General features: G+C 59.1%; 18 protein-coding genes and 7 tRNA genes. 7 read left to right on the plus strand and 18 right to left on the minus strand.

The features are described 5' to 3' along the window. The first annotated feature begins 9 nt into the window (after window positions 1–9). The 4 genes from HNQ65_RS19410 (at window position 10) to HNQ65_RS19425 (ending at window position 4583) form a co-directional block, all read left to right on the plus strand. A complete protein-coding gene (locus HNQ65_RS19410) occupies window positions 10–1611 on the plus strand; it encodes a TIGR03790 family protein (RefSeq protein ID WP_184342082.1) in 1602 nt (533 codons plus the stop codon). Window positions 1612–1699: 88 nt separating this feature from the next. Continuing rightward, window positions 1700–3103, plus strand: coding sequence for an outer membrane protein assembly factor BamB family protein (locus HNQ65_RS19415; RefSeq protein WP_184342084.1), 1404 nt, complete (start codon window positions 1700–1702; stop codon window positions 3101–3103). Next, on the plus strand, window positions 3103–3750 hold the full coding sequence (locus tag HNQ65_RS19420; RefSeq protein ID WP_184342087.1) for a family 16 glycoside hydrolase: 648 nt from the start codon (window positions 3103–3105) through the stop codon (window positions 3748–3750). The genes HNQ65_RS19415 and HNQ65_RS19420 overlap by 1 nt, the downstream gene beginning before the upstream one ends. A 53-nt stretch (window positions 3751–3803) precedes the next feature. After that, window positions 3804–4583: a cyclic nucleotide-binding domain-containing protein gene (locus tag HNQ65_RS19425; protein ID WP_184342089.1), complete on the plus strand. Its 780-nt coding sequence runs from the start codon at window positions 3804–3806 to the stop codon at window positions 4581–4583. Between the two features lie 33 nt (window positions 4584–4616). Here the strand turns inward: HNQ65_RS19425 and HNQ65_RS19430 are convergent, their stop codons facing one another. Next, window positions 4617–5999, minus strand: coding sequence for a mandelate racemase/muconate lactonizing enzyme family protein (locus HNQ65_RS19430; protein WP_184342091.1), 1383 nt, complete (start codon window positions 5997–5999; stop codon window positions 4617–4619). Between the two features lie 149 nt (window positions 6000–6148). Between HNQ65_RS19430 and HNQ65_RS19435 the strand changes: the two genes are divergently transcribed. Continuing rightward, a complete protein-coding gene (locus HNQ65_RS19435) occupies window positions 6149–6934 on the plus strand; it encodes an amidohydrolase family protein (protein ID WP_184342093.1) in 786 nt (261 codons plus the stop codon). Window positions 6935–6940: 6 nt separating this feature from the next. On the opposite strand, the gene HNQ65_RS19440 is transcribed toward HNQ65_RS19435, so the two are convergent. After that, on the minus strand, window positions 6941–7288 hold the full coding sequence (locus HNQ65_RS19440) for a DUF4339 domain-containing protein (RefSeq protein WP_184342095.1): 348 nt from the start codon (window positions 7286–7288) through the stop codon (window positions 6941–6943). Window positions 7289–7383: 95 nt separating this feature from the next. Between HNQ65_RS19440 and HNQ65_RS19445 the strand changes: the two genes are divergently transcribed. Next, window positions 7384–8208, plus strand: coding sequence for an amidohydrolase family protein (locus HNQ65_RS19445; RefSeq protein WP_184342097.1), 825 nt, complete (start codon window positions 7384–7386; stop codon window positions 8206–8208). 14 nt (window positions 8209–8222) lie between these two features. Here the strand turns inward: HNQ65_RS19445 and wecB are convergent, their stop codons facing one another. Continuing rightward, on the minus strand, window positions 8223–9392 hold the full coding sequence (wecB, locus tag HNQ65_RS19450) for a non-hydrolyzing UDP-N-acetylglucosamine 2-epimerase (protein WP_184342099.1): 1170 nt from the start codon (window positions 9390–9392) through the stop codon (window positions 8223–8225). A gap of 275 nt (window positions 9393–9667) precedes the next feature. Here wecB and HNQ65_RS19455 point away from each other — a divergent pair, with 275 nt between their 5' ends. Then, on the plus strand, window positions 9668–10585 hold the full coding sequence (locus HNQ65_RS19455; protein WP_184342101.1) for a sugar phosphate isomerase/epimerase family protein: 918 nt from the start codon (window positions 9668–9670) through the stop codon (window positions 10583–10585). An 83-nt stretch (window positions 10586–10668) separates the two neighbouring features. Here HNQ65_RS19455 and HNQ65_RS19460 read toward each other — a convergent pair whose 3' ends face one another. The 15 genes from HNQ65_RS19460 to HNQ65_RS19530 all read right to left on the minus strand — a co-directional run bounded on the left by HNQ65_RS19460 (window position 10669) and on the right by HNQ65_RS19530 (window position 22055). Next, window positions 10669–11274 (minus strand): HNH endonuclease, encoded by a 606-nt coding sequence (locus HNQ65_RS19460; protein WP_184342103.1) that lies wholly within the window; start codon window positions 11272–11274, stop codon window positions 10669–10671. 174 nt (window positions 11275–11448) lie between these two features. Then, window positions 11449–12033 (minus strand): HNH endonuclease, encoded by a 585-nt coding sequence (locus HNQ65_RS19465; protein ID WP_184342105.1) that lies wholly within the window; start codon window positions 12031–12033, stop codon window positions 11449–11451. A 128-nt stretch (window positions 12034–12161) separates the two neighbouring features. Beyond that, window positions 12162–12938, minus strand: coding sequence for a nucleotidyltransferase domain-containing protein (locus HNQ65_RS19470; RefSeq protein ID WP_184342107.1), 777 nt, complete (start codon window positions 12936–12938; stop codon window positions 12162–12164). Window positions 12939–13044: 106 nt separating this feature from the next. Beyond that, a complete protein-coding gene (locus HNQ65_RS19475) occupies window positions 13045–14472 on the minus strand; it encodes a TROVE domain-containing protein (RefSeq protein WP_184342109.1) in 1428 nt (475 codons plus the stop codon). Between the two features lie 625 nt (window positions 14473–15097). Then, a complete protein-coding gene (locus HNQ65_RS19480) occupies window positions 15098–15910 on the minus strand; it encodes a hypothetical protein (protein WP_184342111.1) in 813 nt (270 codons plus the stop codon). A gap of 322 nt (window positions 15911–16232) precedes the next feature. Then, a tRNA-Glu gene (locus tag HNQ65_RS19485) sits at window positions 16233–16309 on the minus strand. Between the two features lie 249 nt (window positions 16310–16558). Then, entirely contained in the window at window positions 16559–17281 is a 723-nt protein-coding gene (locus HNQ65_RS19490; RefSeq protein ID WP_184342113.1) for a hypothetical protein, read from the minus strand. A gap of 37 nt (window positions 17282–17318) precedes the next feature. Then, window positions 17319–17394, minus strand: a tRNA-Arg gene (locus HNQ65_RS19495). A gap of 8 nt (window positions 17395–17402) precedes the next feature. Beyond that, window positions 17403–17478, minus strand: a tRNA-Arg gene (locus tag HNQ65_RS19500). 9 nt (window positions 17479–17487) lie between these two features. After that, a tRNA-Leu gene (locus HNQ65_RS19505) sits at window positions 17488–17559 on the minus strand. 11 nt (window positions 17560–17570) lie between these two features. Continuing rightward, window positions 17571–17710, minus strand: a tRNA-Gln gene (locus HNQ65_RS19510). Between the two features lie 345 nt (window positions 17711–18055). Then, window positions 18056–18130 (minus strand) — tRNA-Gly (locus HNQ65_RS19515). Between the two features lie 858 nt (window positions 18131–18988). Beyond that, window positions 18989–19063, minus strand: a tRNA-Trp gene (locus HNQ65_RS19520). 958 nt (window positions 19064–20021) lie between these two features. Further along, a complete protein-coding gene (locus tag HNQ65_RS19525; protein ID WP_184342115.1) occupies window positions 20022–20960 on the minus strand; it encodes a metal ABC transporter substrate-binding protein in 939 nt (312 codons plus the stop codon). A 57-nt stretch (window positions 20961–21017) separates the two neighbouring features. Continuing rightward, on the minus strand, window positions 21018–22055 hold the full coding sequence (locus HNQ65_RS19530; RefSeq protein WP_184342117.1) for an A/G-specific adenine glycosylase: 1038 nt from the start codon (window positions 22053–22055) through the stop codon (window positions 21018–21020). Window positions 22056–22124: the final 69 nt, after the last annotated feature.

Here is a 22124-nt window from a genome sequence, read left to right on the forward strand (position 1 = left end):
AACCTCCGAATGACGAGCAACTTCCCACTGCCCATCAACGAGCCGCCTGCGGCCAGAGTGGCATCGGGCCGGTGTAAATTTCGTCATCTCATCCCAGCGCTGCTCATTATTCCCGCGCTGACTCTTTCCGCCCACGCTCAAAACATTCCTGAGTGGAATGCGGCGGCGGAGACTGCCGTAGTCTTCAACGCCGACTTCCCGGGCTCCGCAGAGCTCGCCTCCTATTACGCCGAGCAGCGCCATATCCCCAAGGAGCGTCTCATAGGCCTGCACTGTTCCAAGGAGGACTCCATCTCGCGTGGCGAGTTCGAGACTCAGATTCGAGGCCCTCTGCTGCAGATGTTTGAGTCCAGACACTGGTGGAATGCGGTGCCTCCCACCCCTGGCACTCCATCTCAGCCCACCGAAAAGGTCCGCGTGCTGGCGATCATGCGCGGCGTGCCTTTCCAGATCCGACGTTCAGCACAAAACCCCAAACAATCCCAGGAGGACGAAGCCAGTGTGGACTCCGAACTGGCAGTGCTCGGGCTTGCCAAACCACCGATCCAAGGCGGCCTGCGCAATCCTTACTTCAACCAGCCATCTCGCTTTCCCCTGGCTCAAAACACCGCTGGCCTGCTGCTCGTAGGCAGACTGGACGGACCGGATGACGCCACCGTAAAGCGCATGATCGATGACGCGCTCGCAGCTGAGCAATCAGGCTTGCTCGGGCGTGCCGTCATTGATCTCGCACTGAAAACAGGGGCTTATCAGGAAGGAGAGGACTGGTTGAAAACCTGCGCAGACTCCTACCGCCGCGCTGGCATCCCGGTTTATATCGACCACTCAGAGGCAGTCCTTCGAGATCACTGGCCGCTGCCAGACACCATCCTCTACTTTGGCTGGTACACCGATCACATCTCCGGAGCCCTGGCTTCTCCCGAGTTTCGTTTCAAGCGCGGGGCCATCGCCTGCCACCTGCACTCTTTCAGCGCCGGCATCATCCGCACGCACGATCAGGCCTGGGTCGGCCCGCTGCTGTCCCATGGGGCCGCTGTCACATTCGGCAATGTGTTCGAGCCCTATCTGGCCCTCACCATGCATTTCGACATCTTCAACAAACGCCTCCTCGAAGGCTTCACCGTGGCCGAGGCCGCCTGGAGTGCCACCCCGGCTCTCTCTTGGATGAATGTCGTCCTTGGCGACCCTCTTTATCGTCCTTTCGGCAAAGCCCTTGGCACCAAGCTCGGAGACGGACCAGATCGTGACTACGCCCTCTATCATGGCATGATGCAGCGCCTGGCAGGCGAGCCCGACGGCCACGTCAAAACCGCACTGACCGAGTTTGCCGAAAAGCGCCAGCGCCCCCGCCTCCTGGAGCTCACCGCCCTGCTAGCCTCGCTTCAGTCCAAGCTGCCTCAGGCGCTCGATCTTCTGGAGCATGCTGAATCCACCGCCAAAGAGCCAGCCGAGCTGCTCAGGCTGCGTCTTTACCGCGCCGAAATTCTCCGCCGCAGTGACAAAGCCGATGCCGCGCGCAGCCTGCTGCGCACTCTGCTGAAAGAGGACCCGTTTAAAGACCTGCCCGCCAGAGCCGCCGCAGATTCCCTGCTCAAAGATATGGGCGGCTGAAAACTTCCTGTACCGTGAAAGTGGCGCTCTATGCTAAAACCCGGCCTCTCTCGACCGTTTGAACTCCGCCGTTAATTCGCACGAAACCATGAAGACCACCACGACTGTACTCTTGTCCCTTTGCCTCGCTCTCCAGGCCAGCGCAGAAATCCGCACCTGGAAGGACGCCTCCGGCACCCACGAAATCCAGGCCGAACTCGTCAGCGTGGCGGGTGGAAAAGTCACCCTCAAGCGCCAGAACGGCACGCTGGTCACCCTGGGGCTCACCGCTCTTAGCAAAGAAGACCAGGCCCTGCTCAGCGGTGGCTCCAGCGGCGCTGCACCAGGCGACTGGCCGCAGTGGCGTGGCCCTGCCCGCGATGACGTCTCCAAGGAAACCGGTCTTCTCAAAAAATGGCCCGCTGACGGCCCCAAACGTGTCTGGGTGAATGAAGACGCTGGCCTCGGCTACTCCAGCTTTGCCGTCGTCGGTGGCAAGCTCTACACCATGGGCCTCTATGACGCAGAGGAGAAGCTCATCTGCATCGACACCTCCACCGGCAAGAAGCTATGGGAGACTCCCGTGGGCCCCATTTTGAAAAACGGCTGGGGAGACGGCCCTCGCGCCACCCCCACCGTGGCCAATGGCAAAGTCTATGCCACCAACGGCACCGGTGAAATCATCTGCGCCGATGCCGCCACCGGCAAGAAGGTCTGGGAAAAGAGCCTGACCAAGGACCTCGGCGGTAAAATCCAAGGCTGGGGCTACACCGAGTCCCCTCTCGTGGATGGCGATCTCGTCATCGTGACCCCCGGCGGCTCCAAGGGTGCCGTGGCTGCACTCGATGCCAAGACCGGCAACGTGGAGTGGCAGACCAGTGATGTGCCGGAAAATGCGCAGTACTCCTCCGTCATCCCCATCACTCAGGGCGGCGAACGCGAATACGTGCAGCTTCTCATGAACAGCATCATGGGCGTCTCCAAAGCGGGCAAGGTGCTTTGGAAAACAGAGTTCCCCGGCAAGACCGCAGTCATCCCCACTCCCATCTACAGCGAAGGCCAGGTCTATGTGGCCGCTGGTTACGGCGTGGGCTGCAAATCGGTGAAAATCGAAGGCGGCAGCGTCAGCGAACTCTACTCCAATACGAACATGGTCAACCACCACGGCGGCGTCGTCCTCATCGATGGCCTGCTCTACGGCTACTCAGACAAAGGCGGCTGGACCTGCCAGGACTTCAAAACCGGCGAGATCATCTGGCAGGAAAAGGGCATCGGCAAAGGCGCTGTCACATATGCTGACGGCAAGCTCTACTGCCTCTCGGAAGACACCGGCACCGTCGCTCTTGTCGAGGCCACCAAGAAAGGCTGGCAGGAAATCAGCAGCTTCAAGCTCTCAGCCACCTCCTCTCAGCGCAATCCCAAAGGCAAGATCTGGACCCACCCCGTCATCTCAAACGGCAAGCTCTATCTGCGTGACCAGGAGTTCATCTCCTGCTACGATGTGAAAGGCTGATGAATTTTGACATCAAATCCTTCGGAGGCAGAGCCGCATGGCTCTGCCTCTTTTTTATCCTCGCTCAATGCGGACCGCCACGGCGCACAGAATGGCATCTGCTCGCAGATGAGTTTGCCCCGGCTTGGATAGCTGCCGGAATCCCTGAAGAGGGAGCTATCACCATTCACCATGGCGAGATCACCCTCAGCCCTGGCCAGCCCATGACCGGCGCACAATGGGCTGCCTGGAAATCCGCCGGGCTGCCCACCTCCCGCTACGCCATCGAGTATGAGGCCATGCGCGTGGAGGGAAATGACTTCTTTGGCACCGTGACCTTTCCTGTCGGCGACTCTTATGTCTCCCTCGTCGTCGGCGGCTGGGGCGGCACGCTGGTGGGCATCTCCAGCATCGACGACATGGACGCCAGCGAAAACACCACCACCGGAAACGCCTTCTTTGAAAACAATCGCTGGCACAAAATACGCATCGAAGTACGCGATGATGAACTTCGCGCCTGGATCAACGACAAGCTTTTCGTGAACACCAGCACACGCGGGCACAAGCTCGGCCTGCGCGCCGGAGACATTGAAAAATGCACTCCATTCGGTTTTGCCAGCTACGCCACTCAGGCGCGTATTCGCCAGGTGCAGATACGCCGCCTCTAAACTGTCAGACCTGAGGCTTGACCTTACAGGCCCACCCCATATCCTCCTAAATCATGGCAACCGAGCACATTCAAAGAGGTCAGGTCATTTTCCGTGAAGGAGACAAATCCCAGGAGGCTTACTTCATCATCAGCGGCCTGGTGGAGATCACCATCAACACCTCGCACGGTGTCCAGTCCCTCGCCAAGATGGGCCCGGGAGAAATCTTCGGCGAGATGGGCATGATCATGGACCGCCCACGCTCGGCCACAGCCACAGCACTCGAAAACACCACGCTGGAAACCATCGCCGAAGAAGATTTTGAGCAGCAGATCATCCAGCGCTCGGATCGTCTTCATGTGTACCTGGCCACGCTCTTTGAGCGCATCCGCCGCACCGACCTGCTGCTGAGCACCACCACCAACGCCACCGTGCCACTGGTCAGCAAGCCCAAGCCGCCCAAGGAACCCGTCTTCCGCGTCAAGATTCATTCCCACTATGGTGAAACCGGCTTCAACCATCCGCCGGTGGAAAAAACCATCACCAAGCTGCCCTTCCGCATCGGCCGCAGCTACTTCGACACGGCCGTCTCTTCCCTCGCTCGCAACGACCTCTCACTTGAGGATGTGCATCCCCACCAGCTTTCGCGCAATCACTGTGAGATCGACTTCGAGAACGACCATTTTGTCCTGCGCGACCGCGGCAGCAAACTGGGCTCCTGGGTGAATGGGGAGCACGTTTCCGTCGATTCAGGCTGCATCAGCGCCTCACTGAAAACAGGCGAGAACAAAATCATCTTTGGCAACGCCGACAGCCCGCACCGCTACTCCATCACCATCGAGGAGCTGCAATAAGCAGCTCCTGGCAGGCGGTGCTCTCCGCGCAGCTTAAAGCGTGCGCTTCACTTCATCGGCACGGTAGCCGAAGCCCGGTCCTCGGATCGTGCTGAGGTCCACGATGCCGTTGCGGCGTTGGAAAAGTCCAGGGTGGATCTCCTGCTCAGGCAGCGATGCATCAGGGTAGAACTGCATGGCATTGCACTCCACGCCTTGGATCGTGCCTGCATGCGCAGCCAGTCGCACGTGCGGGATCATGGCCAGCATCGGATTCGTCAGGTCCTGCACCATCAGCGGCATGCCGTGGGCCTTGGCCCAGCAAAGGCTCAGCAGCGCACCAGTCTGCGTCTTGCAGGTCTTCAGAGCCACGCCCGACCAGCCAAGACGACGGCCCAGGCGCACAAACTCCCAGTCATGCGCGCTTTCATCCAGGAACAACGGCTTGCGCGCCGAGACGCTGCGCACGTCGATCTGGTGCGCTTCCAGATCATACGGGAAAGGCTGCTCCACGTACAGAGTGCGGGCATAGATCTCCGGCTCATCGCGCAGCAGCTTGTCCAGGATGTCATTCACATATCCTGGCTCCTTCACCGTGCAGTTGAAGTCGGCGCTCAGCCATTTCACACCATTGGCAAACCCGATCTTCCCGATGCGCTGCATGCGCTCATAGTCCCAGGCCGCATCCGTGCCCCGCAGCTTCACCTTGAGGCACTTCAGCCCGTCTCGCTGAATCCAGTCCGCCAGGAGCAGTGGGTGGGCGTCCTTGGGCTCAGAGCCGGTCAGATCCGCCGCCTCCAGCGCATCCACTCCGCCGACCAGATGCCATACCGGCAGCTGCTTTGGCGCGTCCATCACCAGATAGTCCTGCGGATAACGTCCCTTGAAATCAATGCCACTGCCTTCCTCCGGCGTGATGTAGGCAGAAAGATCACGGCTCATGAACTCCGCATTATAGGTGGCGTAGATGTCACGGTTGTGCAGAACGCCATAGGCGTCATGCACGGCGATGTCGAAAGCGCTGAAGGCCACCAAAGATCCCAGGTAGGGCATCTCGTCTCCACCAGCAGCCGCATTGGCCTCCTTCAGCGTGGCAGCCAGCGGACCGTGCATGAAATCCGCACCGATCTCCATCGGATGGCCGGAAAAGCCGCTTTCCACCAGCCGCGTGGCCAGCAGGGTGGAAAAGTCCTTCATGCGCTGCGCACGCACCGCCACGCTCAGGCTGCTGGGCCACACCCAGGACACGCTCAGCGGCGTCTCACCCCAGCCCTGCGCCGTTTTGCCGCTGCTGTCTGCAACTGTCACTCGCACCCGCAGGCACACGGCACTCGTCACGGTCTCGGGGCCAAATTTCAGTGGCACGCGCATCGTGACAGGCAGGAAATAAACTTCGGCAGCGGTGACTCGGATGTCTGTAGGCTTGGTGGAGGGCATGCGGGCAAATTGAAGCGCAGCCACACGCCCGCAAAGAAAAGCTGTGTCACCGCATCCATTTCTTCTGCAATGCATGGCTTTGCATCGGCGTTTGTTTCACGGCTTCCCCAGTCCATGCTGAGCCCCGTGAAGCCCCAATTTTCATCTCCATGCGCATTTGGGATCTGCACTGTCACATGTCCGGCGTCCCCGGCCTCACGCCGGAGGAGCGTCTCAGGGCGCTCCTCGTCTATGCCGACCGCATGGGCATCGAGCGCCTCTGCGTTTACATGGGCTTGAAGTGGTCGCAGGATCCCTCGCCAGCCGATCTCGTGCAGCAAAACAGCGAGGTGCTGCGCGCCATCGCCAAATACCCCGACCGTGCCTTTGGCTTTGTTTATCTCAGCGCCAAACATCCGGAGGAAAGCCTGATGGAGCTGGAGCGCTGCGTGGCCAATGGCCCCATGGTAGGAGTGAAACTCTGGGTTGCTGAAAAGTGCAGCGTCCCTGACATCGACGCTATCATCGGCCGCGCAGCTGAGCTCAAGGCCGTCATCTTCCAGCACACCTGGTTTAAAACGAACGGCAATTATGCTGGTGAATCCACTCCTGATGATCTCGTGCAGCTAGCCAGGCGCTTCCCCGATGTCCCCATCATCTGCGGCCACACCGGCGGCACCTGGGAGCTGGGCATCCGCGCCATCCGTGCCCAGAAGAATCTATACGCCGACCTCGCCGGCTCAGACCCCACCGCCGGCATCACCGAAATGGCCGTACGCGAGCTTGGTGCTGACCGCGTCATCTACGGCAGCGACTGCGGCGGACGTAGCTTTGCCAGCCAGCTGGCCAAGGTTCACGGCGCGCAGATCAGCGACGCCGACAAACAGAAGATCTTCTGCGACAATCTGCGCGGCCTCATGCTCCCAATCCTGAAGGCCAAAGGCATTCAGGCGTGACACACATCAGCTCTTCTTTTTCCCAAAGCCAAAAAGACGTTTGAAGAAGCCGCCTTCGGACTTTGTCTCGGCTGTGTCCGTGGTCGGCGCATTCGGCCCGGCCAGACGACGGCCGCTTGCATCAGCTTTCTCTTTCGTCGGCTTGGCAGCAACCGGTGCTGGCCGCCCTGCGGGCGTGGGCAGGGTGGCCGTCCACCATGCGGGAGCCAGCGCAGCCACTGTTTGCCAGGCCTCCAGTCCTGCATGCCATACGAGCGAGTCGGACGACAACTTTTTAGCGCGCGCCATCTCTCCCATGGCCAGGTCATCCATCGGGCCTTCCGCCGCGCCTGCGTTGTTGTAGTACCAGTTCATGAGAGATGCGTGGTAGAGGTTACGTAGCCGGTAATGCTGCGCAAGCCGGGAGGAACCGCTTTTCTTCCCTGCCACCTCATTCTAGCCACCACTCCATGAACCGCCGGAATTTCATTCTCACCTCCAGCGCCGCGCTGGCCGCCGCATCCCTTCACGCGGCAGACGAGGCCAGGCTCACCGACTGCCATGTCTATCTTGGAGCCAATCCTTTCCGCAAACTCGGCGCTGAAAACCGCGATGAGTTCATCCAGGCCCTCGGCAAACGCGGCGTGACAGACGCATGGGCAGGTTCCTTCGAGGGCCTCCTTCGGCGCGATGTGGCTGCTGTGAACCGCTCGCTGGCTCAGGCCTGCCAGGGCACCATGCTGCGTCCCTGCGGCACCATCAATCCCACCCTGCCCGATTGGCAGGAGGATGTGAGACGCTGCACTGAAGACCACGGCATGCGCATCATCCGCCTCCATCCCAATTACCATGCCTACGATCTCAAGACGCCCGCCTTCCGCGAGCTTCTCGCCTTGTCGGCAAAACACCGGCTGCTGATCCAGCTGGTGGTGCAGATGGAAGACGAGCGCACTCAAAATCCAGTGGTGCGCGTCGCCCCGGTGGATCTCCAGCCGCTGCCCGGCATCCTCCAGGAAATAAAGGACGCACGCGTCATGCTGCTCAATGCCAATTCCGCCATGCTGCTGCGCCACGTGCAGACCTGCCCAAACCTCTGGCTCGATTTTGCCATGATCGAAGGCGTAGGTGGCGTGGAAAACCTCCTCAAAACCTGGCCTCAGGACCGGCTGGTGTTTGGCTCCTACGCCCCCGTTTTCTACTGGGAGTCCGCCCGCTTGAAACTGCAAGAGTCCGCGCTCTCTCCCGCTCAGTCCGCCGCCGTACACTGGCAAAACGCCACCGCCTTGCTGACCTGAGCCCCGGCCTCAGCCTACGCAGCCATCCGCAGAGGCTGTGTGGCAAAGCGCGGACTCCGCGCTCCCAGCAGCAGATCGCAGAGGCGTGCCGCTGCATGACCGTCTCCAGACAAATCACGCGCACGACCAGCGCTGGCATGCCAGGAGTCGTCTGTCAGCGCGGACTGCAGCACATTGCGCAGGCTTTCCACCGCAGATCCGGCATGGCGCACCACCCCGCTTTCCACGGCCTCAGCACAGAGCCATCCCTCATTCATCACGATCATCGGCACCCCCAGGGAGGCCGCTTCCTCTTGGAAGCCGCCTGAGTCAGACACCACCAGCCACGCCCCGGAGAGCAGGTGAATGGTGTCGCCATAATCCAGCGGATCCATCAGTCGCACACGCGGATGACAGTCCAGCTCTGCGGTCACCACAGCCCGCACTTCCGGGCTCGAAGGCAGCGGAAAAATCATGCACAGGTCCGGTTGTCCTTCGACAAACTCGCGTAGCGCCTTCACAGCGGTCACCAGTTCATCATCCCCAGTTGCGCCGTTGAACTCAGACACCAGCACCAGGCGTCGCCCCGCCACCCACTGCTGCATCAGTTCCACGGTCTTTCCCGGACGCCTTGAGGCCAGGGTCTGGTGCAGGGCGTCCACAGAGGTGTTGCCCACCACGTGCACGGAATCTGCAGCACTCCCTTCCTCAATCAAAATGCGACGGCTCGCCTCAGTGGCGGCAAAATGCCCTCCCACAATCCTTCCGACCAAACGTCGGTACATTCCTTCCGGATACGGACTTTGAGCGCCGCCCGTCATCTGCCCGGCTTCCAGGTGTCCCACAGGAATGCCACGGTTAAAGGCGGCCAGAGACCCCAGCACTGCAGACTCATTGTCCCCTTGTACCAGCACTAGATCCGGTTTTTCTTCCGCCAGCACAGCATCCAGGCGGTCCAGCTGGCGGCTGCCCAGTACGTCAGCGGGTTTTCCATAGCACATGGTTTCCAACTGGTGCTGCGCACGCAGTCCAAACAGCTCAAAAAGCCCCTTCAGCGACTCGTCACGTTGCCCCAGGGTCACCGTCACAACAGCCACCCCCCGTTTCTCCAAAGCCTTGATTACCGGCGCAAATCTCACCAATTCCATGCCTGTGCCGATGCAGACGAGCACTTTGGAAAGGCTGGAGTTGATTATTTTGATCATCTTTATAAATACCATGATAAACAAATGCTTATCACAGACAAGGGAATTTTTATCCTTGTTATAATTTTGATTATTCTATTTTCAAAATATCTCACATTTGATAATTAAGCCTTTCATTATCAGTTCATAATCCCTCATTTGAGTGGTTCAGCGCAGAGCTATCGCTTCAAAGACGAACCCCCCAGTGCGTCCAAATAGCCGCAAGCTGAACTGCTCCTTGCGCTGCAGCGCTCAGCATCCATGAATCCTGCCCACTCATTTCCCCCTACTCTATCATGATCAAACTCACCGGCATTGCAGACGAAGCAGGCGCATCTCTGGATGTGCAAATCCAGGCCCACAAAGAGCTCGGCTGGGACAGCATCGAGTCCCGCATCGTGGACTTTGACGGCGTGAAGGGAAACCTGCACGAGATCCCCGACGCCGTGTTCGACAAGGTCGTCGCCCATCTGGAGCAGAAGGGCATGAAGGTCTGCGGCTTCGGCTCCCTCATCGGCAACTGGGCCAAAAAAATCACCGACGACTTTAGCATCACGGAGGCCGAAATCGGCCGTGCCATTCCCCGCATGCAGCGCCTGGGCGCCAAAATGATCCGCGTCATGAGCTACGCCGTCTGCAAAAACGACGCCGGTGCAGATCTCGAGGAGCAGTTTGCCGAAGAGCGTATCAAGCGCATGCGCATCATCAATCAGCGCTTCGCTGATGCCGGCATCACCGTGCTGCATGAAAACTGCATGAACTGGGGCGGCATGAGCCCCACCTACGTGCAGCGCATGGCGGAGGCCGTCCCCGGCATGAAGTGGGTCTTCGACACCGGCAACCCTGTCTTCATTGACGACCGCGACAAGCCCGGCCACAAGCAGGACGCCTGGGAAATGTATCAGGCTATCAAGCCCTACATGGCCCATGTGCACGTGAAGGACGGCATCTGGGACAAGACCAAGAACGACGCCGTTTACACCTTCCCCGGCGAGGGCGAAGGCCAGACCGAGCGCATCATGAAGGATCTCGTGGAAACCGGCTACAACGGCTACATCAGCATCGAACCCCACGTGGCCGTCGTCTTCCACGGCGCCGGTGCCGCTGACAATCTCTCCCCTGAACAAAAGGCCAAGGAGCAGTATGACAGCTACATCAAATACGGACGTATGCTGGAAGCCATCCTGACCAAGGTGGGTGCCAAGCTCGGCTGAAAAAGCCTGCCATAACGAGTCACAATCCCAAAGGCGTGCGAGTCATCGCACGCCTTTGTTTTTGCAGGCGCGCCCGCGAGCCTTCAGACCTCAAACACCCCTGTCGCCCCGGAGAGAAACATCTCCCAGTCACGCACGCGGTAGTGGTTCTTGATGAGCTGGGTCACAGGAATCTCACGTGGGGCCACCGGCCGGCGCAGCAGCTTCAGCCCTGCCTCCTCGGGCAGCTTGTTGCCCTTGCGGCTGTTGATCTTGCGGTCGGCCAGCACGCAATTTTCCCAGTTGCTCGGACCTCCGCGCGAGACGGGGATGATGTGGTCGATGTTGCCCTCATGCGGTCGCAGCTTGCGGCCCGTGTACTGGCACGTCCCGCCGTCGCGCTCCCAGATGGCCTTCGCGCAAAACTTGGGCCTGCGTTTGGGCACTTTGTCAAAGCGCGCCAGCACCAGCACCGAAGGCACACGCACCTGTCCGTGCACCGTGCCGATGCTGTTGTCTCCAGCGCGTACTTCCAGCTTCAGCCAATCGTCCCATGTCACGGGACGCATGTCTCCTCCGGTATGGATGTCCAGCGCAGTGGCATTGCCCGCCGCCATCATGCTGAAAGACTCCATGGGCGTTTTGGAGTCGATGGCCTGCCAGTGCCTGTTCAGCACCAGTACAATCGATTTGTTCAACATTTCATTCATGCACAGCTCCTGAGTTGGGAATTTCGGCACGAAGAAGCGGCACGTGGATGACCGCTTCTTGATGTTGGACCGCTACGCTGGCGAGAGTTTGCGTTTTGCCAAGTGGCAAGATCGTTTCCTCCCAGGAATGCCGGATGCCGCCGGGAAAGGAGTCCCCCTCCCCGGCGGCGTGGCTTACTTGGTCAGAAACATCTCCCACTCCGGCACCTGGTGCGTATTACGGATGAGCTGCGTCACTGGCAGCTCCCGGGGCACGGCAGGTCGTCGCAGCAGCTTCAGCCCGGCCTCTTCAGGCAGCTTGCTGCCCTTGCGGCTGTTCACGCGCTTGTCGGCCAGCACGCAGTTCTCCCAGGAGGTGGGGCCTCCCCGGGAGAGCGGCACCACGTGGTCGATGTTGCCCTCGTGCGGGCGCAGCTTGCGACCCGTGTACTGGCACACACCACCGTCGCGCTCCCAGATGCCGCGTACGCCAAACTTCGGGCGTTTCTTCGGCACCTTGTCGTAGCGGGCCAGCACCAGAACGGAGGGCACGCGCACCAAGCCACTCACGGTGCCGATGGCGTTGTCTCCATCCCGCACAGGCAGCGTCAGCCATTCCTTCCATGTCACCGGACGGATGTTTCCATCGGTCTCGATATCGAGCGCTGTGGCCGCCCCGGTCGCGATCATGCTGAAAGCTTCCAGCGGCGTTTTCACGCCGATGGCCTGCCAGTTGCGGTTGAGCACGAGCACAGTGGATTTGGTGAGGACTTCGTTCATGGGATGCAGGGTCGTTGGTGGGCTGACATCCCGGCACGTACTTCCCGGCAGCGGTGTTCGTTCTTTGCAGAAAAAGGCGGCCTGAAGGGTGTTCAGCCCCTCCAGGCCGCCGTAGTTGATGCTGGTGCTCAGTTCCTCAGAGCATACCGCCGGAAGAACAGATCCAGTTCATCCATGTCGCCCATGGAGTCCTCGGGATCATTCAGCGCCTTCAGCCTCTTCAGTTCGGTGGCGATGAAGCGCGAGAGCGTTTCATCCGGGGCCGACTGGCTCAGCTCGCATCCGGCACGCTTGCGGGCCACAAGGGCCTCCAGCGCATCACGGACTTCACGCTCATCCAGCACGGCATCCACCAGCTCCTGAAACAGCATGGGCACCTGGCCGAGCGAGCGCTCGATCCAGCGGCAGGCCATCAGCGGGCGGAACACATAGAGGTACTTTTTCAAGCTCACCTGATCCCGTCCCTCCAGATACTCGCGCCAGTTGCCGGACGCCATGTGCAGGTAATGCGAGAAGCAGCGGCGCGGGGAGTAAAACATCCCGGCCAGCTCATCGAACTCACGCGTGAAGACCGGATCGTGATGATACACCACCGGCGACTTCAGCCACTCCAGCAGCGGCGGATTGCTCTTCCGCAGCAGGCGCAGCGCCTTACGCAGTTCCCATCCGCTCACATCCAGCTCTTCGCTCAGCGGCTTCTCGATCACATCGCGCCGGTCCTCGATGGACAGATACCACTCGCGGCGATGCACGTACAGAAAGCGCACATCATAGTCGCTGTCCTGCGAGGCAAATCCCCACGCACGGCTGCCGCTTTCGCAGGCATACAGCACGCGCACGTTCTGCTCGGTTTCGATCTGGGCCAGCGTACTTCGGACTTTCAGGGACACATCATTGGCACTCATTGGGAGTTGGTTTCTTTCTATGGATTGAATGGGGAAAATAAAAAGTGCGCCGCTCCCGCAGTGGGAAGCGGCGCAAGTGGTGGCTCTGCTAAAGAGCTTCAAGAGCCTAAAGCTCCACGGCCTCGATCGTGTGGATCAGCGCGCCTGGGTCGGAGTCCAGCAGATGCAGAGTCTCCAGCGTTTTGTCGCTGAAGCCCGCCAGGCAGCAAACCTGGCGCTCTGGAAACTGCAGGGACCCGTAACCGGTCAGGTCAAAGCTGAACACTTTCGGATCGCAGTCGTGGCGCTCTTTCCAGCGGCGGAAGGTCTCCACAGGCGTGTGGTGCCCCACCCAGCCCTGCATGTCAGAGAGGATGATGACACGGTCATACGCCCGGTCTGCGCACTGGAAGATGGAATTGAAGTCGGTGCCTGCCGACTGTGCCTGCCCTTGCAGCCATTTGGCCAGCGAGAGCGTGCTGTCGCGCTTGTTAAGCGTGACGTATTTGGCGTTGTTGCTGAAAAGAATGACATCGGCGTCATTCGCCTTCAGCAGCGTGGCCGCAAAGAGCGAGCCGATCTGCAGCGGACGCCCCACCATGGAACCGGAGCCATCCAGCGCGACGAGTGTGCGTCCGGGAAAGGAAGGCACATTCGCGAGCGAGATGTCCACGGCATCGCTAAGGGCCGCCAGTGCATCAGCCGCACGTGGCAGATGGCTCGCCTGCACGGCATCGAGCGCCGTCTGAAAGCGGAACGGCAGCACCAGCGATTTGCGGATGAGGTTTTCATCCCGCAGCATCGCCAGCGCCTGGTCCACAGCCTCCGGAGCAGATTCGAGCACGTTGCGCAGGTTTCGCAGCAGGGCAAAATAGCCCAGCTTCCGCGTGCGGATGAGTTCCGACCACGCCTCACGTTTCAGCTCGGCCAGGTCGTCTTCGCCTTGGGCAGCAGCGCCAGCTTGGGTGAGTTTTGTCTCCCAAGTTTCGGCCGCAGCCAGCGTGCCCTTCACCAGCTTGCCCAGCGCTTCGGTAGCAGGCGGATGCACGAGGTTCACCACATCCACCAGAGAGAGATCAGCGTTGTCCTTGCGGTACTTTGCCAGCTGATACTCATCGAAGCGCGCCAGAGCACGACCGAGGCCTTTCTTGAGCGAATTGGGAATCACCTTCCCGTAGGCACCGCGATAGCAAGCCAGGATCTCGATGGCATCATCAGGCCGATGAACCACACGGTCATAAAACCGCGCCGTCCACGACTCTCCCTTCACGCTTTTGGCCAGCTCCGCAGCCGTGAGATGGCTCACACTGCGCATGCCGGCCTGCTTGCGGGCATACAGGGCAGCCTTGGCGACGAAACGTTTGTCTGCATGAGCCGAAATCAGCTGTCGCAGCCGCACCGTCGTGACATCGCCACTGCGATAGTGCTCGTCTTTGAGCATGGAAGTGAGCATGATGGAGGCCAGCTCCAGCTTGGCGGATTCTGTGAAGGCCTCGCCACCCGCGAGGTTAAGCGTATCGGCACGTGGGCGTTTTTTGAGGAAATTGAATTTCATGATGATGAGTAGTGGGTGGAATGCGGAGAAAATTTGCCTGGGAGACGGCCCGTGATAAGCCGCCGGCGCCCTTGCGAGCACACCGGCTCCCGAAGTAACCCGGGCATCGCTGCCGCAAGATGGTCTGGATTTCGGAAAAGGGATTTGGGGAGAAAGGCGACCGGAGAACGGATGCGTTGGCATCCAACCGCTCTACCATTGAGCTACAGATGCCTGTTGGCACCTGGCAGGACTCGAACCTGCAACAGGTCGATTTGATTCGAAGTAACTCCAGTCTCACTGCCCCAAAAAAAGGATCGCGGAGAAAAGCAGACAGGCTCTAACTGAGGAGCCGGGAATCGAACCCAGATCCGGCTTTCACCGAACCCCAACTCATGGGCACCGCACTTCAGTTTGGTGTTATGTCGCGAAGAAATCCTGTCTTCACTGCCGCGAAATGGAAAAAAGAATCTGAGGAGAAAAGCGGCCGGGGCTTCACCCTGTCGCCAGGATGATGGGATTTGAACCCACGATTTCCGGAGTATCCCCGGCCTTGCTGCCTCAGATCAATCTAAAAAGAAAATGGCGCGTGCGGCACACCGATGGGCATGCCGCACACGCGATGGTTTGAACGTGTCGGTTTGAATCAGTCGAGGAAGGCCAGATTGCTGCGCGAGGCAGCACGGTGCTCCTCGTTCATCAAGACCTGGTGCCAGTCGTGAAGCACGATGGTGGCATGGTCGGCATGGCGGATCGCGCCCCGGGCATACACGCCCGGATTGCGTCGCATCGTCTGCCAGATCCACTTCTTCGCATCAGGGTTCCGGCGGATCAGTTTGGAATACTGAGTCTCGGAGATGCCCTGTGGGTGCTGTCGGTTGACATAGACCAGTTCGCCGCCAGTGCGGTAGAGCTGCTCCACGAGGTGCGGCTTGCTGCCGCCTCCACGAGAGATGGGCTCATGACGCAGGATGAGCTTGGGATCCACGGCCAATGGTTTTTCCACTGGCACGAAGAACCACTCGCCCTGACGGCGGAAGGCCGCGTTGTTCCTGGTGTTGGCCTGCCGGGCATTCAGGTTCTTGCGAGCCTGCGCCTGGCGCACGGGAGCCGGTTTCAGCGCCTCCTTGGCCTGCACCACGGTGGATGCAGTGCCTGGAACAGCGGCGACAAACCATTCGCGCTCATCGTGACCGCACAGAAAGCGGTCCTTGCGTTTGCTTTCCTCGTTTTTCACAAGGAGCAGCAAATGGCGGTTGTCCTCCTGCTTGTTCAGCAGGGAGAACTCCACCTCCGCAAGGCTCGCATCATCGCCCCGCAGGGCGAAGAACTGTCCGTGACGATCATGTCCGATGTCGAGCGAGTATCCCGAGGAAGCGCCCCGGCTGCGAGCCGGAGCCTCCAAACGAAGCCGTGCACCGATGGATTCAAACGCACGTTCGAGATGTTCGAGTTTCATAAAGGAATCATCGAATCATCATCCGTACGATCTGCCCGCAGACGGGCACGCTGGACGGATGTGACAGCGATCTTCCTGACAAGGATGACGCCGGTGGGAAGACTCGCCGGCTAACTGGGTTGGTGTTTCATGAGTTTATTGGTGTTAGAGGTGAAAAATGGTCGGCCCACAGGGACATGCACCCTGCTATGCCGGTTAAAAGCCGGCTGCTTCGCTTTCTAAGCTTTGGACCGTGAAGGCATGGAGACTGGAATGGAGCCCGGTTGTTTTTACTGTTTGAGGCTCTCTGCTTCGTGATTCCCTGCTCCATGCAGAAAAAAATTGGCACCCACGGCGGGACTCGCACCCGCTAGGCCAGATTTGAAGGACCTGTCGCTCGACGACTTTGCATTCGTGGGCTTTGAAAAATGGCGGAACGCCGAGAGCCGAGTGCTCTGGCCTGGGCACGAGACAGACTGCCAAAGGCAGCCCGGAAGGGTGAGCCCGCCGTGAGGCGGTGGGCGAATCAACAGCTCCTCATGCCGCGCTATGGCGGCACGATCTCGTTAGCACCGAACGCCTGCGCGACAGCGCATGATCAAAGCGAAGCCTATTCCGCATAGCTGCGCAGCAGCAATTCCGGCACGCTGGTCCGGCTGACGTTCCATGTTAGAAGAAGCGCTGGCGGGACTTGCTCCGAGTGAGTGCGGAAGCAGATAAGATGGCACGCTCATATGCCGTCTTCTCTGCCTCCACATCACCAGCGATGGCAGCACGCATGCGTTTTTGCGCCAACCGATCAAGCATATCGTGGCGTATTTTGGAGTCTTTCCAACGCCGGACACCAAGCAGCTTGTTCAGGTGTCCTGCACGCTTAGGATTGAGCAGAATACTTTCGATTTCACTGAGCCGGGAGTCGCCTTCAGGATCGCAGACCGGCAGTTCACGAACCATACGAGGGGCCACCTTAAGTTCGAAAAGCTGAGGCCATTTAAAACGCCAGGTGTGTTCCCAGGCACGCTGTTGGAATACATGCTCCACCATGAAATAGTGTTTCCACTCCGCTGGAAAATTGCCACGCCGTAGGCGCCTCGGCTTGATGCGCTGCAGCGGTTGATCTAGCTGCTGCAGCTGGCGACGCCGACAACGCTTGGTGGGCTCAAAGCTGCGTCTCCAGTGATATTTGATCACATTGATCTCCTTGAGTATGGCCTCGAGCACGGGGGCATCAGGCCGTTCTTTGGCTGCGTTGGTGAGAAAGTAGCGGCGCATCCAGCCTCGCTGAACAGGCTGCTCAAGGATCACTTTTTCAGGAAAGCGACGCCAAAGTTTTCGACGCTCGCGATCCAGCGCCAGCAGATGCTTCTCTTGAATGTCTTGTTGGGTTTTCAATGGGTGGTGTTGGGTGGTTTATATCTTTTTGTTGAAATGGCACTCCCGGAAGGACTTTCGCCTCCAGCCTCCGCGTTCGAAGCGCGGTGCTCTAGACATTGAGCTACGGGAGCATTGAAAATGGTGTCTCCGGCAGGATTCGCACCTGCGGCCTGCTGATTCGTAATCAGCCACTCTTTCTGCTGAGCTACGGAGACATGAAAAAGTGCCCATGGCAGGACTCGCACCCGCACTGGACCGCTTCTGAGGCGGTTGTCTCTGCGTTGGACTACATGGGCATGAAAACTGACAGCCTCGGGTGGAGTTGCGGCTCCTGCCGATGTGCGAAGTCTGCTCCGCACCTCATGATAACGCGCTATCACGCTTTGGCGCTGCACCACCAACTCTCCGCTTCAAAGGCGGATGCTCTGCTGATTGAGCTACAAGGCTTTTTTGAAATGGTCGGATACCCCGGTGCCGCCCCGGGCTCCTCTTGCTTCCAAGGCAAGCGAGTGCTGCTGGCTCTCTCGTATCCGAATAAAAAATGGACGTATGCCCCAGGCTCGCACTGGGTAAGGCGGCTTTGCAGACCGCCGACTCGGCTCTTCGTCTTGCACACGAATTGAAATGGTTCCCTCAGCCGGATCCGCCCCGGCACCGCTTCGTTCACAACGAAGAATGCTACAGTTACACCATGAAGGATGTATGAAATGGAGCCTCCGGTGGGTTTCGCACCCACATGTACCTGTTTACGAAACAGGTGCCTTTCTGCGTCGGCCACGGAGGAGTCTGAAATGGTGCGGCATGTCGGTGCTGCCCCGACGCGCCCTGTTTGGAAGACAGGCATGCTTGCTGTTACATCAATGCCGCATTGAAAAATGGTCGCTGGAGTTGGTATCGCGCCAACCTGTGCGGAACTTCAACCCGCCGCTCATCTGTCTAAGCCATCCAGCGTTGTTTGATAAAAGTGGTCCCTCTGCGTGGTGATTCTCCACGGTCTGCCGGTTATCGACCGGCTGCTCTGCTGTTGAGCTACAGAGGGATGTTAAAATGGCGGGGCACCAGAGAATGTCTGGCGCGATAGCGCCTCATTGAAACGCCCGGCGCTTTTGACATGGCCTCGGAAGAGGCAATCGCACTCTGGACGCCTTTGCAGGGCGCAGCGGTTTTCGAGACCGTTTCCTCGTCTATGCCGGACGTACTCCGTTGAAATGGCTCCCCGACGTGGATTCGCACCACGACGATCGGCTTAACAGGCCGACAGGCTACTTTACCTCACAGGGGATTCTAAAAATGGTGGACGAGGACGGTAACGCTCCGTCTCCTGCTGGGTGCAGCGCCTCGCGCGATAGCGCGAAATCATGTGGTGCGGAGCAGTAACTGCACAGCCGCAGGAGCGGCAAACCAGCTGTGCGCCTTGTACACTACAAGCCCATGAAAATGGACGCAGGGGATGGAGTTGCACCAACCAAGACAGGCTTATGAAACCCGTCAGAGCACTGGCTCTCCCTGCATTTTGAAAAATGGAAACGCCCACGAGAAACACGGGGACCGCCACGGTGGGCCAATAACGGCATATGAAGTTGCTGCCGTGCGCCCCGTGCTTCGTGGGCATGAATAAATGGTGCGGCGTCACGGTAATGCTCCGTGCTGGCTCAATGAGCACTGGGGTTACAGTCCAGGTCGCCTGTTTAACGATCTACCGCCGCGTTCTTGAATTGGAAAAGATGGCACGGCGGGTAGGTACTGCCCCCACATCCTCGGGTTTTGGAGACCCGTGCATTGCTTGTCTGCCACCGCCGTATCTTATTGGAAAAACTTCACCGTTCTGCCATTCAAGGACACGGAGGCGGCCGATCACCACTCTCTCCCACAGAGTCACACACCACAGTACCACGCTCCGCGCCCTTGAATGGCAGATCAGCCTCTTAATGAGGTGATCTGCCAAATCTGACCAGCCCGCAAAACGATTGCCGCTTTGAGAGTTGGTCTATAAAGAACGAACACCGCTGCCACGCACGGGATGGAATGTGTAGATCACCCCATCGCTGGCGTCGCACCCGCAGGTCTTTCACGGCGGATGTTTCGGTGTTTATGGCACACCTCCCAGGGAAGCCTTTTCGTGATGTCAAAATTGGGCAATAAGCCCCCGCATTCCTCGCCTGAGCGTAGGAATAATGCGTATTTGTCGGCTGCTTTTGTTGACATTCGGTAGGAGGATGCAAACCTGTTCTCAGGTCTTGCTCTGGCGTCTCTAAACGACTCCTCCGGGAGTCAGCTCGGCTGGCCTGGCCCCGGTGTCCGTTGGCGCGGATGCCGGGGTTTTTTCGTGTTAAGGGTTGGCGGTCACAGACCGCAAATTATTGGATGAGTTTCAGAAAGTAGTTTTGAGGGTTCGTTCGCTGCAAAGCAAAAAGCCCTGCCGCCTTTGGATTGGGCGAGCAGGGCTTCCTACGGAAAACTGGCTTTTTCAGCCTAATCGGGCGCGCAAGCACCCTGCTCGTTGTGTGGTCCCATTACCGGGAGACTCCAATCGTGTGCCTTAATGGCGGACATATAACCTCGTCCCAATTTGACACACAGATTTGCGGTCTGACGCGCGGTCAGGGCAAATGAGTTAAGATGTGTCTCGTTGGAGTTCATGGCTTGTGTTGAAGGTAACGGATCATGACACGGCTTTATTGGGCCGTCAACATGATATTCTACATTTTTCTTAGCCAGCGATCCGCTGACACTCATTTCATCCCTAAAACTCTCACACTCACGGAAAGGCTTTCTCCAAACCCTCCACATTACCCTTCATCACACTCATGAAGTCTCCCTTCTCAGGCACGTTTCCACAGGGATCAAACACAAGGCTCTGAATGCTCATCGCGGAAAGCTTTTCCACATTGTCCTTGCTGGGCTCGCCTTCCCAGATCATCCACCGAGCACGATGCCCGGCCAGCACCTCATGGAGTTCGCCCATGGCCTTGTCATCCAGCACGCTGTCAGGCTCCCACAGCACCGACTTCAGATTCAGTCCATAGCGACGCGCCAGATAATGATACACCGGATGGGATGCCACCAGCGGATGCTGCACCAGTCTTCGGCTCAGCGCGCTCATGCGATCATCCAAAGCCTCCAGTTCCTCTTTGAGCGCCTCTGTATTCTTGCCGATGGCGTCCTTGGCAGCCGGCACCAGCTTGGCCAGCGCATCACTCACCGCCTGTGCCTGCAGCGCAGCCTGATTAAAGTCGAGCCACGTGGTAAAGGCGGTCCCGCTATGGCTGTGCTCTCCACCAGGGCCATGGCTGTGCGTGGCGGCATCACGCACCTCGATGTAGTTGTTGGCAAAAGCCGCCGAGGTGTCCACCACCTTGGACTCTGGCAGCGTCACCTTGTCGGCCCACTTTGAATACGTGGCCCCATTCATCAGAATCAGGTCCGCATTTTGAAAGGCGGTGATCGCTGCTTCATCCGGCTGCCAGAATGCAGGATCTTCATCCTTCGGTGCGAGGGACTTCACTTCGACCGTATCCCCGGCGATGCGCTGCGCAAAGTACTGCAGCGGATAGTTTGCCACCAGCACCTGAGGCTTGCTGGACTTTGCCGCCGCTGGCGCAGATGCAGGCGTGTTGTCTGCCGCTTTTTCCGCCGCAGGTTTGCAACCAGCGAGAATGACGGCGATGCAGGAGAAAAGTATGGCGCGTGTTTTCATGATGATGGTTGATTTTGATTGGGTAAGCCCATGCCTGATCAAGGGCAACCTGACAATTCAGGCGCTCAACCTGAATTCGCCGCCCGTCAGCAATTGTTGCAGTACCTTGCGATACGGTGCCGGCATCGGCGTGGACTCCAGTTCCTCGGTCGCAATAAACCGGTGCGTCTCAGGCCATTGCCCTGCCTGCTTATGAGGCTCATGCACCCACAACGTCACCTTGTAGCGGGTGATGCCATACTGCGCTCGCACCAGCACTTTCGGCGGCGCATCTTCATGCTCGGCAGGCAGCGCTGGCAGTTTCCACAGTCCGGTGCGGCGCTTTCCGGTTTCCTGCTCCAGCAGCACCCCTTCAGCCGTGCGCAGAAAAATCACGCGCTCTGTCACAGGTGTGATCTCCTGCCGCATCTGCTTCACAGGCAGTGCTTCAGGTTCCTTAGCCCGGCAGTAGGCACGCACCGGGCATAGATCACAGGCGGGCTTGGTGGGAGAGCAGTGCGTCTGCCCCAGTTCCATCAGCGCAGAGTTCAGTGCACGCGGATCATCTGTTGCTTCCACCAGCGCCCGCGAGCGCTCCCACAGCACCTTCGCCCCTGCGGTGGAATCCACCGGCGTGGCATCATCATGCAGACGCGACAGTACTCGCGCAATGTTCCCATCCACGATCGGCTCCGCCAGACCAAAGGCAAAACTGGCCACCGCACCCGCCGTATAGGGCCCCACTCCTGGCAGGGCTAAAATAGCTGCCGGTTCACATGGAAATACCCCTCCATGCCTCTCCATCACCTCCCGGGCCAGTTTTTGCAGGTTGCGCGCGCGCCGGTAGTAGCCCAGACCTTCCCAGGCCTTCAGCACCTCCTCTTCTTTCGCAGCAGCCAGCGTCTTAAAGTCCGGAAACTTCTCCATCCAGCGCGCATAAAACCCACGATCCAGCACCGTGGTGATCTGCGTCTGCTGCAGCATCACCTCAGAGACGAGAATGGCATACGCGTCGCGCGTCCGGCGCCACGGGTAGTCACGCGCATGCTGCGCATACCAGTTCACGAGTTCGGCAGCGATGGCGCGGGGATCCAGCCTGGCGGTTTGAGTAGGCATCGGCCTTCACATATGAATGATCTCGCACTTTTTGCATGAGCCTTTCTCTGCTCTTGTCATTATTATCCT

It is taken from the genome of Prosthecobacter vanneervenii (genome assembly GCF_014203095.1).
GTDB classification, from domain to species: domain Bacteria; phylum Verrucomicrobiota; class Verrucomicrobiia; order Verrucomicrobiales; family Verrucomicrobiaceae; genus Prosthecobacter; species Prosthecobacter vanneervenii.